The organism is Streptomyces bauhiniae, from assembly GCF_004784475.1.
GTDB lineage: Bacteria > Actinomycetota > Actinomycetes > Streptomycetales > Streptomycetaceae > Streptomyces > Streptomyces seoulensis.
Genome location: NZ_SRRT01000002.1, coordinates 859,522 through 875,623, shown reverse-complemented (window position 1 = coordinate 875,623; position 16,102 = coordinate 859,522). Strand labels below are relative to the sequence as shown.

Here is a 16,102-nt window from a genome sequence, read left to right as displayed (position 1 = left end):
CTTCGGCCGCTTACGGTGGCCGACCGATGACCGGTCCAGCGGGGAGTGATCAGACGGTGCAGCCGACGTTCGTACTGGTGCATGGAGCCTTCGCCAATTCCTTCTCCTTCGCGCCCCTCCAGGCCGAGCTGGGCCTGCTCGGGCACCGCTCGGTCGCCGTCGACCTGCCCGGCCACGGCTTCGCCGCCACCTACACGCACGCCTACCAGGCACCACAGGACCCCGATGCGCTCGCCGCCGCGCCCGGCGCGATCAGGGGCGTCACGCTCGCCGACAACGTGGCGCACCTGATCGGGGTGCTGGAGCGGGCCAAGCAGAACGGTCCCGTCATCCTCGTCGCGCACAGCCGCGGCGGCATCACGGCCACCGTCGTCGCCAACGCCCGGCCGGACCTGATCGACCGGCTGGTGTACGTCTCGGCCTGGGCGCCGGTGGAGCTGGAGGCGGGGCAGTACTACGCCGAGCCGGAGATGGCGACCGCCGACCCCGCCTCGCTCGCCCTCGCCCTGGTCGGCAACCCGGCCGAACTGGGCCTGCTCCGCGTCAACTTCCGCACCGCGGACCCGGAGGCCCTCGCCGCGCTCAAGGCCGCCTTCCTCGCGGACGGCACCGACGACGAGTTCCTCGTCTTCCTCAACACCTTCCAGCCCGACGAGAACCTCGACACGGGCACCCCGGCCGACCGCGCCCGGGCGGACACCTGGGGCCGTGTCCCGAAGACCTACGTCCGCCTCGCCGACGACGCGAGCATGCCGCTCGCCCTCCAGGACCGGCTCATCCGCGAGGGCGACGCACTGACCCCGGACAACCCCTACGACGTACGCACGCTTCCCGGCAGCCATCTGAAGTGGCTGGTCGACCCGGCGCCGGCGGCGCGTGTCCTCGGTGAACTCGCCGCACTCACCGGCTGACCGGCTCATCGGTGACAGGGGAAATACCCCTTTGTGCCGACGCCCTGGCCTGCCCCTGCTGTCATGTCTGGACAAACCATTGACACCGGACCCGGCAGGGACTTGTATCCCGTCCCGACGCAACAGCGCTCACCCTCCCCAGCACAGTGAGGTGCAGGACAGATGGACCGCTCTTCTCGCTCGCGCTCGCGCCGACTGGCCCCCGTCGTCGCGGTGGCCGCCGCCGCGGCCCTCACCCTCGCCGGCTGCTCCAGCGACTCCGGCGGGAAGAAGGCGGCGGAGGGCGGATCGGGAGCACCGGCCGGCAAGGCCGACACCCCCCGGATGACGGTCGCCCTGGTCACCCACCAGTCGCCCGGCGACACCTTCTGGGACATCGTCCGCAAGGGCGCCGAGGCGGCCGCCGCCAAGGACAACATCAAGCTCGTCTACTCCGCCGACCCCAGCGCGGGCACCCAGGCGAACCTGGTGCAGAACGCCGTCGACCAGAAGGTGGACGGCATCGCGCTCACCCTCGCCAAGCCCGGCGCGATGAAGGACGTCATCGCCAAGGCGAACGGGGCGAAGATACCTGTGGTCGGCCTCAACTCCGGGCTCACCGACTGGAAGAAGCTCGGACTGCTCCAGTTCTTCGGGCAGGACGAGAGCGTCGCCGGCGAGGCGCTCGGCAAGAAGCTGAACGAGGTCGGGGCGAAGAAGATCGTGTGTGTGATCCACGAGCAGGGCAACGTCGGCCTCACCCAGCGCTGCGACGGCGTGAAGAAGACCTTCTCCGGCAAGACCGAGACGCTGTACGTCAACGGCACCGACCGGCCCTCCGTGCAGTCCACCATCACCGCCAAGCTGAAGCAGGACAGTTCCCTCGACCATGTCGTCACCCTCGGCGCCCCGTTCGCGCTGACCGCCGTGCAGTCCGTCGCCGACGCGGGCGGCAAGGCCGAGGTCGCCACCTTCGACCTCAACAAGGACCTCACCGGCGCGATCAAGAAGGGCACCATCGAGTTCGCCGTCGACCAGCAGCCTTACCTCCAGGGCTACTTGGCCGTTGACTCGCTGTGGCTGTACAAGAACAACGGCAACTACAGCGGGGGCGGCGAGCAGCCGGTGCTCACCGGTCCGGCCTTCGTGGACAAGTCCAACGTGGACCGGGTCGCCGAGTTCGCGGCGAAGGGCACCCGCTGATGAGCACCGCCCAGCAGACGGAACCGGCGTCCGGCCCTGTGTCCGGCCCGGCACCGGGCGCCGGGCGACCGCTCGCCCTGCGGCTGATCGCCCGGCCGGAAGTGGGCGTGTTCCTGGGCGCGTTGGCCGTGATGGTGTTCTTCCTCGTCGCCGCGCCCAGCCTGCGCCAGGGCGACTCGATGGCCACCGTGCTCTACCAGTGCTCCACCATCGGGCTGATGGCGCTGCCGGTCGCCCTGCTGATGATCGGCGGGGAGTTCGACCTGTCCTCCGGCGTCGCGGTCATCACCTCGGCGCTCACCGCGAGCATGCTCAGCTACCAACTGACGGTGAACGTCTGGACCGGCGTCCTCGTCTCGCTCGTACTCTCCCTGGCCATCGGCGCGTTCAACGGCTGGATGGTGGTGCGTACCGGGCTGCCCAGCTTCCTGGTCACCCTCGGCACCTTCCTGATCCTCCAGGGCGTCAACCTCGCCGTCACCAAGCTGGTCACCGGCAATGTCGCCACCGACGACATCAGCGACATGGACGGCTTCGGCCAGGCCAAGGCGGTCTTCGCGTCCTCGGTCGGCATCGGGGGCGTCCAGGTGAAGATCACCGTCTTCTACTGGCTGGCCTTCGCCGCGCTCGCCACCTGGGTGCTGCTGCGTACCAGGTACGGCAACTGGATCTTCGCGGTCGGCGGCAGCAAGGAGAGCGCCCGCGCGGTGGGTGTCCGGGTGGACTTCACCAAGATCACGCTGTTCATGCTGGTCAGCTTCGGCGCGTGGTTCGTCGGGATGCACAACCTGTTCGCGTTCAACACCGTGCAGTCCGGCGAGGGCGTGGGCCAGGAGCTGATCTACATCGCGGCCGCGGTGATCGGCGGCTGTCTGCTCACCGGCGGCGCGGGGTCCGCGATCGGGCCGGTCTTCGGTGCGTTCATGTTCGGCATGGTCAACCAGGGCATCGTCTTCGCGGGCTGGAACCCCGACTGGTTCAAGGCATTCCTCGGCGTGATGCTGCTCGGCGCCGTCCTGATCAATCTGTGGGTCCAGCGCACCGCGACCCGGAGGTGAGTGAGATGACCGACCAAAACACCGCCCCACTGGTGGAGTTGCGCGACGCGGGCAAGTCGTACGGCAATGTACGCGCCCTGCATGGCGTCGACCTGACCGTGCACGCGGGCCGGGTCACCTGTGTGCTCGGGGACAACGGTGCGGGCAAGTCCACGCTGATCAAAATCATTTCGGGCCTGCACCGGCACACCGAGGGCGAATTCCTCGTGGACGGTGAGCCGGTGCGCTTCGACAGCCCGCGCGGCGCCCTCGCCAAGGGTATCGCCGCCGTCTACCAGGACCTCGCCACCATCCCGCTGATGCCGGTCTGGCGGAACTTCTTCCTCGGCTCCGAACTCACCAAGGGGCCCTGGCCGTTGCGCCGCCTGGACATCGCCCGGATGAAGGAGACCGCCGACCGCGAACTCCGCGAGATGGGCATCGCCCTGGACGACCTGGAACAGCCCATCGGCACCCTCTCCGGCGGCCAGCGCCAGTGCGTGGCCATCGCCCGCGCCGTCCACTTCGGCGCCCGCGTACTGATCCTGGACGAGCCGACCGCCGCGCTCGGCGTCAAGCAGTCCGGGGTGGTCCTCAAGTACATCGCCGCCGCCCGCGACCGGGGCCTCGGCGTCATCTTCATCACCCACAACCCCCACCACGCCTACATGGTCGGCGACCACTTCACCGTCCTACGTCTCGGCACGCTCGAACTCAGCGCGGCGCGGGGGGACATCACACTGGAGGACCTGACCAACCACATGTCGGGCGGCGCGGAACTCGCGGCGCTCAAGCATGAGTTGGCTCAGGTGCGGGGGGTGGATGTGGCGGAGCTGCCGTGATGCCGGCCTCCGGGCGGACGGGTGCCTTGCATACCCGCGTGGCTGGGCCAGACTGATGACAGTCGGCACCGAGGAGACCCGGCTGATCGTCGTCCGGGGCAACAGCGCCTCGGGCAAGTCCTCGGTCGCGGCCGGGCTGCGCGCACGGTTCGGCCGCAACCACTACGGCACGATGCTGGCGGACCTCGTGCGCGAGCACCGGGGCGTCTCCCGCTGCTACTACCTGGACGTGCCGCTGACCGAGACCCTCGTCCGGCACGCCACGAAGGGTGACGCGGCCTACTTGTCCCACGTCACTGACGACCACCTGCGCGACTGGTACCGGGAACGCGGCCTGCTCCCCGGCGGACTCGAGACCGTCATCGACGCGAGCAGCGCCCTGGCGGACACGGTGACCCGGATCATGCGGGAGTCGAGGCTGGACGGGATAGCGGCCATCGACCGCTGAGGCTTCAACTCGGCTGCTGCACCAGCCCCTTGTCGATCAGGCTCCGCGCGCAGTCCAGTACCGCCTCCTCCGCCGGTCGGGGCTGCCAGTCCAGGAGGCGGTGGGCCTTCTCTGTGCTGTGGCGGTTGCGGCGGCCGAGGGCGGGGAGGATTTCGCGGAGGGTGGGGTCGCCGAAGCGGGCTGCCAAGCGGACGACGAAGTCGGGGAGTTGGCGGGTCGGGACGCGGTGGCCGAGGTCGCCCAGGCCGTCCCGGAGTACGCGGGCCATGTCCGCCATCCAGAGGAACTCGCCCGTACCCAGGAAGCGTTGATCCGCCGCCGCAGGCTCGGTCATCGCTCGCAGGTGGAGGTCCACGAGATCGCGGACGTCCACGATCTCCAGGCCGATCCGGGGGACACCGCGCATCGCCCCGGTGAGCATCCGGGCGACGATCCCGACCGAGCCCTCGGTGCTCGCGGTGAGGACGGGACCGAACACCGCGCCGGGCAGCACGGTCGTCAGCTCGGTCGGGCCGTCGTACCGTGCCATGAAGTCCCAGGCGGCACGCTCGGCGAGGGTCTTCGCGCGGCGGTACGGGATCAGCGTCGGGTCGTCCGGGTCCGTCCACAGGGTCTCGTCGGTGACGCCCTCGCTGGCGTACGACGAGGGGCTGGCCGTGTTGGCGGCGGAGGTCAGCACCACGCGCCGCACCCCGGCCGCCGTGGCCGCGCGCAGCACGCGCAGGGTGCCGTCCCGCGCGGGCGTGACGAGGTCGCCGGAGTCCGTCGTACCGAGCGGGGAGGCCACGTGCAGGACGCGGTCGACGCCGCGTACGGCCTCGTCCCAGCCCGCGTCGGCGGTGAGGTCGGCGACGGCGAACTCCAGCCGGCCGCCGGGGTCGGTGACCGTCGACACGGCGTCGAGCACGGCCTGTTCGCGGCCGGGAGCACGCACGGTGGTGCGGACGGTGTGGCCACGGCGCAGCAGTTCGGCGACGCACCAGCCGCCGATGTAGCCGGTACCGCCGGTGACCAGGACTGTTTCGGGCATGGCTGTCCTTGGGTGCGGAGGGGTGGGGTATGTCAGAATGAAGAAACGGAGGGGGCTCCGGTATGCCGACCAACGTACCGGAGGGCCCTCCGCTTAGCAATCCGAGACGGAACGGAACACCGGTGAGCGCGAAACCCACCCGGAAGGACGCCCGCGACAACCGCGAGCGCATCCTCACCGTCGCCCGCGAGGAACTCGCCGCGTCGAGCAACGCCTCGCTCACGGCCATCGCCAAGCGCGCCGGCGTCGGCATCGGCACGCTCTACCGGCACTTCCCGACCCGCGAAGCCCTCGTCATGGAGCTGTACCGGCACGACCTCCAGCACCTCATCGACCTGGCACCTCAACTGCGCGACACGCAGCCCCCATTGACCGCCCTGCGGATGTGGTTCGACGAGGTGGCCCGGTACGGCAGGCTGAAGTTCGGCGTGGCCGAGGTCATCCACGCCGCGACCGGAAACGGTCAAGAGGACGAGTTCTACGGCCCGTTCGTCCAGGCCATCGGCACCCTGCTCGACGCCGGCGCGGCCGAGGGCACGTTGAAGGCGGGGGTCGACCCGGAGGACGTACTCCTCCAGCTCAGCGTGTTGTGGCGGATCGACCCCAGCCGTGACGGCGAGGCCCGCGCCGAACGCATCCTGAACCTGATCGTGGACGGCCTGCGCGCCTGAACCCTCAGCCGGTACGGACCTCCGCCAGGGTCACCGGCCGGTGCTCGCGCAGCGAGAGCGTGCACGCCTCCGCGATCCAGCCCGCCTCCAGCGCCTCCTCGACCGTGCAGGGGGAGGGTCGCGTACCGGCCACCACCTCGGTGAACGCGGCGAGTTCGGCGCGGTAGGCGTCGGTGAAGCGGTCCATGAAGAACTCGTGCGGGGTGCCCGAGGGGAAGGCGACGCCGGGCTCGGCCGAGCGGATCGGCAGCCGGTCGTCCAGGCCGACCGCGAGGGAGTCCGCGAACCCGAGCAGCTCCATGCGCACGTCGTGACCCCGTGCGTTGTGGCGGGAGTTGGAGACCACCGCGATCGTGCCGTCGTCCAGCGTGAGGACCGCGCTCGTGGTGTCGGCGTCGCCCGCCTCCCCGATGTACGCGGCACCCCGGTTGCCGCCGACCGCGTACACCTCGGTCACCTCGCGGCCGGTCACCCAGCGGATCATGTCGAAGTCGTGCACGGAGCAGTCCCGGAAGATGCCCCCGGACGCGGCCACGTACGCGGCGGGCGGCGGCGCCGGGTCCAGGGTGGTGGAGCGCACCGTGTGCAGCTTGCCCAGCTCGCCGGAGCGGACGGCGGCGCGGGCGGCCAGGAAACCGGCGTCGAAACGGCGGTTGAAACCGATCTGGATCGGCACCCCGCTCTCCCGCACGGCGCCCAGCACCGCCACGCCCTCCGCGATCGTCCGGGCCACCGGCTTCTCGCAGAACACCGGCACGCCCGCCGCGACCCCGGCCCGGATCAGCGCCGGGTGGGCGTCGGTGGCGGCCGCGATCACCAGGCCGTCGACCCCGGCCGCGAGCAGCGCCTCGGGGGAGTCCGCGACCTGGGCCCCGTATCGTTCGGCGGCCGCCTTCGCCGCGTCCGCGACCGGGTCGGCGACGACGAGGGAGGTGACGGCGTCCAGCGCGGACAGGGTCTCGGCGTGGAAGACGCCGATGCGGCCGAGGCCGAGAATTCCGATACGCATGTGCTCGAGTGCTCCTCGCGTGTGCTGGGACAGGGGCCGCGCTTCAGCTCACCGGCAGGTCGACCCACCCCCGGCTCCCGGCCGACACCGCCATCGCGTCCAGCACACCGGCCGCGCGCACCGCGTCCGCGAGTGTGGCACCGTAGGGCTTGCCCTCGGCGACCGAGCGGAGGAAGCGGTACGCCTCGATGACCTTGAGGTCGTCGTACCCCATCGCGTTGGCCGCGCCGGGCTGGAACGCGGCGAACTCGCCGTCACCCGGGCCGACGTACACCGTGCTCACCGGCTGGTCCTGGAACAACCCGCCCCGGCTGACGCGGAGTTCGTTCATCCGGCGGAAGTCCCAGGACACCGCGCCCTCGGTGCCGTGCACCTCGAAGCCGTAGTTGTTCTGCTCGCCGACCGACACCCGGCACGCCTCCAGCACACCACGGGCGCCGGAGGCGAAGCGCAGCAGACAGCTCACGTAGTCCTCGTTCTCCACCGGTCCGCGCTCGCCGCCCGCCGCGAGGGTGTGGCCGGCGGTGGCGCCGGTGGGGCGAGCGCGCTCGGGTACGAACACCGCCGTGTCGGCGGCCAGCGACGCGATGTCACCGAGCAGGAAGTACGCGAGGTCGGCGCCGTGCGAGGCCAGGTCGCCCAGCACCCCGCTGCCGCCCCGGCTCCGCTCGTACCGCCAGGTCAGGGCACCGTCCGGGTGGGCGGCGTAGTCGCTGAGCAGGCGCACGTGGGCGTGGGTGATCCGGCCGATCCCGCCGGAGGCGATCAGCTCGCGGGCGGACTCCACGGCGGGCGCGTTGCGGTAGTTGAAGCCGACCGCGCTCTGTACACCGGCCGCGGCGACTGCGTCCGCTACCGCGCGGGCGTCCGCGCCGCTGAGCCCGACCGGCTTCTCGATCCAGAGGTGCTTGCCCGCCCGGGCCATCGCGACGCCGATCTCGCGGTGCAGGAAGTTCGGCGCGGTGATGCTGACGGCGCGCACGCGGGGGTCGGCGGCGACCTCGCGCCAGTCGCGGGTGGCGGTGGCGAAGCCGTACTGCGCCGCCGCCTCCTCCGCGAGGCCCGGTACCTCCTCGGCGACCGTCACCAGCTCGGGGCGCAGCGGGAGCCGGGGGTAGTGGTGCGGGAGGCGGGCGTACGCCCGGGTGTGCACCCGGCCCATCCAGCCGAAACCGACGACGGCGACACCCAGCGCATCCACGATGACAGCCCTTCTTCGGACCAGCTCCACATCTGCCGGGCCCACCTTTGTGCGGACAAATACCGGGTGTCAACCCTGGTGCGCGCCCCCGACCGGTGCACACCGGCGTGCGGGGTCGCGGGGGCCGGGTGATCGTGGGAGGCATGGCTGCTGACCCGACGGCGGAGACCGGCGCACCCCGGCCGCGGCGCGACACCCGCGAGTCCGTCCTGTTCGGCGGGGTGTACGGCGCCGTCCTGGCCAGCTCCCTGGTCGCCGCGCTCACCCAGCACGGGCACGGCTCGGCGGCCAGCCGGCGCTACGACGCGCTGTGGGTGCTGGTCACCGCGTTCGCCTCCGCCTTCGCCCACGGCTACGCCCACCACATCGCCGAACGCGGCCCCCGGCGCCGGGGCGAGGTGCTGCGCGCCCTCCGCGACGAGTGGCCGCTGGTCGCGGCCGTCCTGCCGACCGTGTTCCTGCTGGCCGGGGCGGGGTGGGGGTGGTGGCCGCCCGGTGACGTCGAGTACCCCGCCCTCTATCTCAACATCGCCATCCTCTTCACCCTCGGCGTGATCACCGCCCGCTGGGCCTCCCGCCGCTGGCCCTCCGCCCTCCTCATCGGCCTCGCCGACGCCCTCCTCGGCTTCGTCGTCGTCATCGCCAACGCCCTCATCAAGTGACCGGGCACCGCCGCGCGTGCGGTAGGGTTGACCTGCGTGATCACGCGGAACACTCCGCCGGATCACCTCGGGACGTGGCGCAGCTTGGTAGCGCACTTGACTGGGGGTCAAGGGGTCGCAGGTTCAAATCCTGTCGTCCCGACTTTATGGAGTCGCGGGTTAAGGCCGGGCACGGAGAAATTCCGTGACCGGCCTTTCGTCGTTTCGAGTGGCAGGTCGTACGGCTCCTGCCGGACTCGCTGGACTACGCCGAGGGCCGGATTCTCCAGCACGACTTCGCGGAACGTTACCGCCTCTTTCACGAGGGGAGGCGCAGGGAACGGAACCGCAACTTCCTTGCGAGTTCCATGCGCGCGGTGCACGAATGGCTTGTCGCGGAGTGCGAGGCATATCTAAGGAATCATCCCGGTGCCAGCGCGGAGGAAGCAGTGGAGCATTTCCGGTCCCAGGGGCGCGACGCCGCGTTCTCCGCGCTCCCGAGGACCGGCCCGGCCGCTACGTCATTACGCGCGGGATGTCCGAGACCTCGCTGTGGCTGGAGCGGCTGCTACGCAGCGACCGTATTGAGGTGGCGGACCCCGCCGAGGCGGCCCGGAAGATCGTCAGCTCACCCGAGGCTCTGGCGCTGCTCGCGGCCGATGATGAGGGACAACTCGTTCTGCGGGCCGCCGAACTGCGGCGGCGCTCGGCCGGGCTCGACTTGCTGCGTGCCGTCGTCGAGGACCCAAAGGCGCTGGAAAGAGACCTCCAACGGGCACTGGAGGGGCAGCACTGGATCTTCGGCGGCCGGTTCGTCGGCGAGGCCGCTCACCGTCGGCTGGTGCCGGGGGACGAGGTGGACATCCCGCTGATCCGGGGCGACGGGGCGCTGCACATCGCGGAACTCAAACGGGCCATGAGCCTCAAGGCGCCCCTGGTCAAGCGGCACCGCAACGCCTTGGTGCCCGCCGCATCGGTCCACGAGGCCGTCGGCCAGGCCGTCAACTATCTCACCGGGCTGGACGAACACCGCGACCGCATACGCGAGGAACTCGGCATCGAGGTCCGCCGGGCCAGCGCGCTGGTCCTGGTCGGCCACCCCGGCCTGCACCCCGACATACCGGAGACGGAGATCAACGAGGCGCTGCGGACGTTCAACTCGCATCTCACGCGTGTCGAGGTACTCACGTACAAGGAGCTGCTGGACAACGCGGAGCGGTCTCTCGCCGGCGAGCTTTTGTCCGCAGGTGCTTGACCCTGACATCGTGGCAAGGTTTTCAGTGGGGTGCTGGAGGTGGTCCCGATCGACATGACCGCTCAGCACACTCGTTTGGTCAAGGCTATGGGTGCCGACGACACTTCGGTTCGGCTTCAGGCGGCCATGACGGTCGGGGCGAATGCCGACCCTGCTTTTCTGGAGGCCCTGGTCGAGCGGTGTGCCGTCGAGCCCGATTTCTTTGTGCGGGACATGTTGTCCTGGGCGTTGACCCGACTCGCGCCGGAGGTCACTCTGCCTCGGCTCCGGCAGGAGTTGGGCTCCGAGTGCCGGCAGGCTCGTAGTCAGGCGTTGCACACGCTCTCCAAGATCAAGGACGGGAGCACATGGGGCTGGATCACCCGTGACCTTCTGCGCGATGCCGATGACGAAGTCGCGCGGACCGCTTGGCGCGCGGCCGTCGTACTCGTGCCCGAGGGGCAGGGGAAGGAGCTGGCCGAGGAATTGGTGCGGCAGCTCGGGCGTGGGGGTCGTGATGTGCGGTTGAGTCTCAGTCGGGCTCTGGTCGACCTCGGTGAAGAGAGTCGGCCCGCGCTGGAGGAGGCCGTCGGGCATCCGGACCCGGACGTGGCGGCGCACGCGCGGGCCACCGAATTGCTCCGGCGGGACCCCGAGGCCGGGTTCGACGTGGCGGTTGAGGAGGCGAAGCGTACGGTCGTGCTCGGGCCGGAGCGCAGGGCCGGACAGGCGTAGGAGGACGGGCGTTGCTCATTGGGGAGGTGGCCCGGCGGTCCGGGGTGAGTGCGCGGATGCTGCGGCACTATGACGCTTTGGGGCTGGTGCGGCCGACCGGGCGGACCGTCGGCGGGTATCGCGAGTACTCGGCCGATGATGTGCGCCGGATGTTCCATGTGGAGAGCCTGCGCTCCCTCGGGCTGTCGCTCAAGCAGATCGGGCGTGCGCTGGAGGACCCGGCCTTCACGCCGTCCGCCCTGGTCGGCGACCTCATCCAGTGGACGGAGGACCGCCTGGCGCGCGAGCGGGAGCTGCTCGAACGGCTCCGGGTGATCGACGCGTCCGCCCCCGCCGGCTGGCAGGACGTCCTCCGTGTCGTCGAACTCATGCGGGAACTCGACTCGTCCAGCGCCGCCCGCAGACAGCAGGCCGTCCTCACCCGGCCGGAGGGCATGCCGGTGCCGGCTGAGCTGCTGGCCGGGGCCGTACTGAGCGAGTCGGACCCTCACGTCGCAGGCGCGTTGCGCTGGGCGCTGGCCCGTACGGGCGATGACGGTGTGGCGGCGCTGGCAGCCGCCGCGGGTTCCGAGGACGTCGAGATCCGGCGGCGCGCGGTGCTTGCGATTGCCGGGATGGCGGACGTACCGGGTGCGATCCCGGTGCTCACGGGCCGGCTGGAGGACCCGGATGCCCTCGTGCGCAGACAAGCCGCACTGGCCCTGGGCGCACACGGAGTGTCGGCGGCCGTGCCCACGCTCGTCCGCATGATCGTGGACGGCACCAACGACGTGGACGCGGCCGAAGCCCTGGGAACCCTCTCCCAGGACCCTGCCTCCGCGACCCGGATCACGACCCTCCTGGCGGACCAACTGGCCGCCCCCACCGCCGACTCCGCGACCCGCATCCGCCTGATCCAGGCCCTCGTCGAGCTGGAGGGAATCGCCCCGCTGGAGATCCTGCGCCAACTCGCCCACGACGAGGACCACACGGTCGCCCTCGTCGCATCGGCCTTGGCGGGCGTCCTGGAAGAACGAGCCGGCGAGGTGCTGGACAACTCGTAGTGGTCGCCCAGCACATGTGCGTCAGCTATACACCAGCAGGTAATCGCATGTGCTCGTGCCATCGTGGATCGACGTGTCGCTGTTGAGGACGTAGAAGGCGCCGGCGAACCCGGTGGCGGTCATCTTCGGGACCACGATCATCGTCTGGTCGGCCATGTTCAGCGAGTTGGGCCGGACGACGTTCGTGTAGAGCAGGCCGAAGAGGTTGTCCCGCAGGTTGGGGAGCCGGAGGATGCGGTACACGCGGTCGCCCGCCGAGCCCGTGACGGCGGCCTGGTTGGCCGGGTTCGCCCACTGCGAGGGGGAGGTGGCCATACGGCCCTGCGACTCGAGTTCCTGGAGGCGCCGCTGGGTGCTCGCCCGGACGCCGGCCATGTGGATGTGGAGCTGGTCGAAGCGCCGGGCGCCCTGCGAATTGATGCCCAGGCCGATGTTCGGATACTGCACGGGGACGTCGCCGCCGCTGCGGGCGTTCTCCCACGCCTCGTGCCAGTAGTTCGCGGGCCCGCTGGTCACGAGGAACGGGCATTCGATACCCGTGACGCGGCACGTCGGCAGCAGGAGATAGTTGTGCGTCGTCTCCGGCTTCCCGTGCAGCACGATGTAATTCGGCGTCATCTTCAGGCAGTCCGGCTTGGTCTGCGGCGGCGGGGGGACGATCCCGCTGGTGCAGTACTGGACGTCGTGCCACAGCGGGTCGTTGTCCGTGGGCCGGCCGCAGATGCCCTGGAGGCTGGCGGGCGGACACGAGTTGCTGCCGCCCGGGGGAGGCGTGGTGGGGCACGAGTCGGGGGTCGGACCGGCGTCGGCACCGCTCGCCGCCGCAGCGGTACCGCCGCTCATCGCGGCCGCGCCCGCCAGGACCGTCGCGGCACCGACGACACCGGAGAGCGCGACGAATTGCCGCCGGGGGACTTCCTGCGCATTCTGCGGGTCATTCATTTCTGATCTCCGAGGGAGTGGGCGCTGTAGGGGGTTTTCGCAGAGTAAGTCCCGGAAATTGATTTACGGCGATTCCACGCATCGGCTGAATGAGTGAGCGTCCGGAATGGCGCTACGACCAACTAGTTCAGGCGCTCCGCCCGCAGCGCCGAGCGCCTCAGTTTCCCCGCCGCGCTGCGCAGTGGTTCCGTCACCAGCTCGACGGACCGGGGTCGCTTGTGGGGCGACAGCCGGGTGGCCAGGAAGTCGGTGATCTCCTCGGGGGTGGTCGTACGCCCCTCCTCGATCTGCACGATGGCGTGGACGCGGTTGCCCCGGTCCGCGTCCGGCAGGCCGATGACCGCGCTGGACACGACGTGCGGGTGCTCGGTGAGGGCGCCCTCGATCTCGGCGGGGTACACGTTCACCCCGCCGACCAGAAGCATGTCGGAGCGGCGGTCGTGGAGGTACAGATAGCCGTCCGAGTCGAACTCGCCGATGTCGCCGAGGGTCGACCAGCCGTCGGTCTCCTGGACCTCGGCTCCCAGGTACCGGAAGGCGGGCGGCTTGCCCTCCGCGACCCGCATGAAGATCTCACCGGGGACTCCGGGCTCGGTGACCGGTGTGCCGTCCAGGCCCACGATCTTGATCTCGCCCCAGGTGGGACGGCCCACCGAGCCCCGGTGCGCCAGCCACTCCGTGCCGGAGATCGTGCAGCCGGCCTGGGCCTCGGTGCCCGCGTACAGCTCCCAGATCCGGTCCGCGCCGAGCCAGTCGATCCACGCCTGCTTGGTCGCGGGCGGGCAGGGTTCCGCGCAGTGCCAGACCGAGACGAGGGAGGAGAGGTCGTAGCGGTCGCGCACCGGCTCCGGGAGGGCCAGGATGCGGCGCATCATGGTCGGCACCAGGTACACCCAGGTGATCGCGCGCCGTTCGACCTCGGCCAGGACCCGCTCGGCGTCGAACCGCTCCAGGAGAGTGACCGTGCCGCCGTTGAACAGCGTCGTCATGGCCGTGGAGAAGGGGGCGTTGTGGTGGACGGGGGCGGTGACGAGGGACTGCTCGCCGGGCCGCAGTCCCCACGCCTCCATGTCGAAGGGGTTGAACGCCCCTTCCGCCCCCGACAGGATGATCTTAGGTCGACCGGTCGATCCGCCCGAGGTGGGAGCCTTCCATGAGGGGCCGATCTCGGTGGTCAACTCGCCCGCACCGGTGCCCAGTCGACGCAACTCGGCCACCGTCGTGGACCGGTCGAGCGCGCCCTCTTTGAGCCCGACGACGACCGGTGGTTCGGACAGTGCGAGGATCGCCCGCTCCTCGGCCGGTGCCAGCCTGGTCGACAACGGCTGGGGAACCGCGCCGAGTTTGAGGCAGGCGAAGGCCGCCACCACGACGTCCACGCCGTTCGGCAGCATGAGGGGGACGATGTGTCCGCGCTCGACGCCGGAGAGCTTCAGACCGCGTGCGACGGCGTCGCTCGCCCGGTACAGCTCCTCCCAGGTCAGTTCCGTGTCGCCGGCGCGAACCGCTACGGCGTCGGGGCGTTCGGCCGCGTGGGCGGCGGGGATGTCACCGAGCGGGAAGCCCGGTTCGGGGGTGAACATGGCTGTGGCTCCTCGTCGTTGGGGAGTTGGGGATTCCGGCCGGTCAGGGGTAGAGCTGCGCTCCGGGCAGCGCCTCGGGATCGCGGCGCACCTCGGCCGGGTTCGTCTCGGGCAGGAACCACGCGCCGGCGAAGGTGATCAGGCCCATCAGGGCGATGTACGCGGCGACCAGCGTGGTCGACCCGGTCTTCGCGATGACGGCGGTCATCAGGACCGGCGTACCGCCGCTGACCACGATGGCGGAGAGCTGGTAGGCCAAAGAGGCACTGGAATAGCGGACGTTGGGTGCGAACAGCTCCCCGAGGAAGGCCGCCATCGGGCCGTACGTGAGCCCCTGGAAGAGGAAGCCGACGGTGATCGCGACGAAGACCAGCGGCGCCGAGGCCGTATCCACCAGGGCGAAGTACGGGAACGCCCAGGCGGCCACGCCGAGTCCGCCGACCAGGACCAGTTTGCGGCGGCCGAAGCGGTCGGAGAGGTGGCCCGCATAGGGGAGTATCCCGGCCATCAGGGCCGAGCTGAGCAGGGTGACCGTGAGGAGGGAGTCGCGGTCCATGTGCAGGGTCGTCGTGCCGTAGCTGAGCAGGCCGGTGATGCTGACGTAGAAGAGGCTGTTGGTGGCGGACAGGGTGGCGCAACCGAGCAGGATGGTGCGCCAGTTGCGGCGTACGGCCTCGGTCAGCGGGGCCCGGACCACGCGCGCCTCCGGCCTGCGGGCGGCTGCTTCCTGGAGTTCGCGGAAGTCCGGGGTGTCCTCGACCTTGTTCTGGATGTGCAGGACGACCGGGAACATGACCGCGCTGAGCAGGAACGGGACGCGCCAGCCCCAGTCGAGGAACGCGTCGCTCGAGATGACCGAGCCGGTCGTGGTGAAGATGAGGTTCACGATGATGACCGCGACCGGGACGCTGGTCTGGCCGAACGTGCCCGCGAAACCACGGCGTTTGGGGTGCGCGGACTCCGTGAGCAGCAGCGCGATGCCGCCCCACTGGCCGCCCGCCGCCGCACCCTGGATGAAGCGCAGCAGCACCAGCAGCACCGGCGCGAGCACGCCCACGCTCGCCGCGCTCGGCAGACAGCCGATGAGGAACGTCGCGGCGGCCATGCCGATCAGACACGCCACGACCGTGGGCTTGCGGCCGTGCTTGTCACCGAAGTGACCGGCGAGCAGCCCGCCCAGCGGCCGGGCGACGAACCCCGCCCAGAAGGTGCTGAAGGACAGCAGCGTGCCCATGAACGCGGACGAGTGCGGAAAGAAGACGTGCGGGAAGACCAGTGCCGCCGCCGTGCCGTAGAGGAAGAAGTCGTACCACTCGATCGAGCTGCCGATCAGCCCGGCCGCCAGCAGCTTCCAGTTGGTACGGCGTACGGGCGCGGTGGCGGGATCGGAGCCGTTGCCCTGGACGTGGGCCTGCGCGGATGAGGCCATGGGAGGCATCCCTCCGGTTCTGGTCAGGGGTATGTGCGGGGACGCCCGCCGGCCGGTCGGGACATGTGTCACAGCTCTGTGTGGGGCGAGAGTAGGGCTGAGCAAGCGCTTTGGGAGATGGGGATTCGCTACACTCCTCGCACCCCAGAGGTGGGTGAATCCAC

At 70.4% G+C, this 16,102-nt stretch carries 16 protein-coding genes and 1 tRNA gene; 11 read left to right on the top strand and 6 right to left on the bottom strand.

From position 1 onward, the window contains the following. Positions 1-26 precede the first annotated feature (26 nt). The 5 genes from E5083_RS09290 to E5083_RS09270 all read left to right on the top strand — a co-directional run bounded on the left by E5083_RS09290 (position 27) and on the right by E5083_RS09270 (position 4,420). Positions 27-911: an alpha/beta hydrolase gene (locus E5083_RS09290; RefSeq protein WP_135785106.1), complete on the top strand. Its 885-nt coding sequence runs from the start codon at positions 27-29 to the stop codon at positions 909-911. 162 nt (positions 912-1,073) lie between these two features. Next, positions 1,074-2,093 carry a sugar ABC transporter substrate-binding protein gene (locus tag E5083_RS09285; RefSeq protein WP_135785105.1) on the top strand — a complete coding sequence of 340 codons (1,020 nt, stop codon included), beginning with the start codon at positions 1,074-1,076 and terminating at the stop codon, positions 2,091-2,093. Continuing rightward, on the top strand, positions 2,093-3,151 hold the full coding sequence (locus E5083_RS09280) for an ABC transporter permease (protein WP_135785104.1): 1,059 nt from the start codon (positions 2,093-2,095) through the stop codon (positions 3,149-3,151). Before E5083_RS09285 ends, E5083_RS09280 begins: the two co-directional genes overlap by 1 nt. A 5-nt stretch (positions 3,152-3,156) precedes the next feature. After that, positions 3,157-3,972, top strand: a complete 816-nt coding sequence (locus E5083_RS09275) for an ATP-binding cassette domain-containing protein (RefSeq protein ID WP_244317442.1) — start codon at positions 3,157-3,159, stop codon at positions 3,970-3,972. A 55-nt stretch (positions 3,973-4,027) separates the two neighbouring features. Then, positions 4,028-4,420: a P-loop NTPase family protein gene (locus E5083_RS09270; protein WP_135785102.1), complete on the top strand. Its 393-nt coding sequence runs from the start codon at positions 4,028-4,030 to the stop codon at positions 4,418-4,420. 4 nt (positions 4,421-4,424) lie between these two features. Here E5083_RS09270 and E5083_RS09265 read toward each other — a convergent pair whose 3' ends face one another. Further along, positions 4,425-5,450, bottom strand: coding sequence for an NAD-dependent epimerase/dehydratase family protein (locus tag E5083_RS09265; RefSeq protein ID WP_135785101.1), 1,026 nt, complete (start codon positions 5,448-5,450; stop codon positions 4,425-4,427). A gap of 122 nt (positions 5,451-5,572) precedes the next feature. Here E5083_RS09265 and E5083_RS09260 point away from each other — a divergent pair, with 122 nt between their 5' ends. Beyond that, the gene (locus E5083_RS09260; RefSeq protein ID WP_244317441.1) at positions 5,573-6,121 is read left to right on the top strand and encodes a TetR/AcrR family transcriptional regulator; all 549 of its coding nucleotides are present in this window, start codon (positions 5,573-5,575) and stop codon (positions 6,119-6,121) included. Positions 6,122-6,125: 4 nt separating this feature from the next. On the opposite strand, the gene E5083_RS09255 is transcribed toward E5083_RS09260, so the two are convergent. Continuing rightward, on the bottom strand, positions 6,126-7,130 hold the full coding sequence (locus E5083_RS09255; RefSeq protein ID WP_135785099.1) for a Gfo/Idh/MocA family protein: 1,005 nt from the start codon (positions 7,128-7,130) through the stop codon (positions 6,126-6,128). 43 nt (positions 7,131-7,173) lie between these two features. Beyond that, positions 7,174-8,334 carry a Gfo/Idh/MocA family protein gene (locus E5083_RS09250; protein WP_135785291.1) on the bottom strand — a complete coding sequence of 387 codons (1,161 nt, stop codon included), beginning with the start codon at positions 8,332-8,334 and terminating at the stop codon, positions 7,174-7,176. 140 nt (positions 8,335-8,474) lie between these two features. Between E5083_RS09250 and E5083_RS09245 the strand changes: the two genes are divergently transcribed. The 5 genes from E5083_RS09245 to E5083_RS09225 all read left to right on the top strand — a co-directional run bounded on the left by E5083_RS09245 (position 8,475) and on the right by E5083_RS09225 (position 11,984). Continuing rightward, on the top strand, positions 8,475-8,993 hold the full coding sequence (locus E5083_RS09245; RefSeq protein ID WP_135785098.1) for a hypothetical protein: 519 nt from the start codon (positions 8,475-8,477) through the stop codon (positions 8,991-8,993). Positions 8,994-9,061: 68 nt separating this feature from the next. After that, positions 9,062-9,135, top strand: a tRNA-Pro gene (locus E5083_RS09240). A gap of 372 nt (positions 9,136-9,507) precedes the next feature. Next, positions 9,508-10,227, top strand: a complete 720-nt coding sequence (locus tag E5083_RS09235; protein WP_244317440.1) for a Shedu anti-phage system protein SduA domain-containing protein — start codon at positions 9,508-9,510, stop codon at positions 10,225-10,227. 30 nt (positions 10,228-10,257) lie between these two features. After that, positions 10,258-10,941 (top strand): HEAT repeat domain-containing protein, encoded by a 684-nt coding sequence (locus E5083_RS09230; protein ID WP_425276704.1) that lies wholly within the window; start codon positions 10,258-10,260, stop codon positions 10,939-10,941. Positions 10,942-10,952: 11 nt separating this feature from the next. Beyond that, positions 10,953-11,984, top strand: a complete 1,032-nt coding sequence (locus tag E5083_RS09225; RefSeq protein ID WP_135785097.1) for a MerR family transcriptional regulator — start codon at positions 10,953-10,955, stop codon at positions 11,982-11,984. Positions 11,985-12,005: 21 nt separating this feature from the next. Here E5083_RS09225 and E5083_RS09220 read toward each other — a convergent pair whose 3' ends face one another. The 3 genes from E5083_RS09220 to E5083_RS09210 form a co-directional block, all read right to left on the bottom strand. Then, positions 12,006-12,926, bottom strand: coding sequence for a CDP-diacylglycerol diphosphatase (locus E5083_RS09220; protein WP_244317439.1), 921 nt, complete (start codon positions 12,924-12,926; stop codon positions 12,006-12,008). A gap of 122 nt (positions 12,927-13,048) precedes the next feature. Beyond that, positions 13,049-14,509: an AMP-binding protein gene (locus E5083_RS09215; protein WP_135785096.1), complete on the bottom strand. Its 1,461-nt coding sequence runs from the start codon at positions 14,507-14,509 to the stop codon at positions 13,049-13,051. Between the two features lie 43 nt (positions 14,510-14,552). Then, positions 14,553-15,938: an MFS transporter gene (locus tag E5083_RS09210; protein WP_135785095.1), complete on the bottom strand. Its 1,386-nt coding sequence runs from the start codon at positions 15,936-15,938 to the stop codon at positions 14,553-14,555. Between the last annotated feature and the right edge of the window lie 164 nt (positions 15,939-16,102).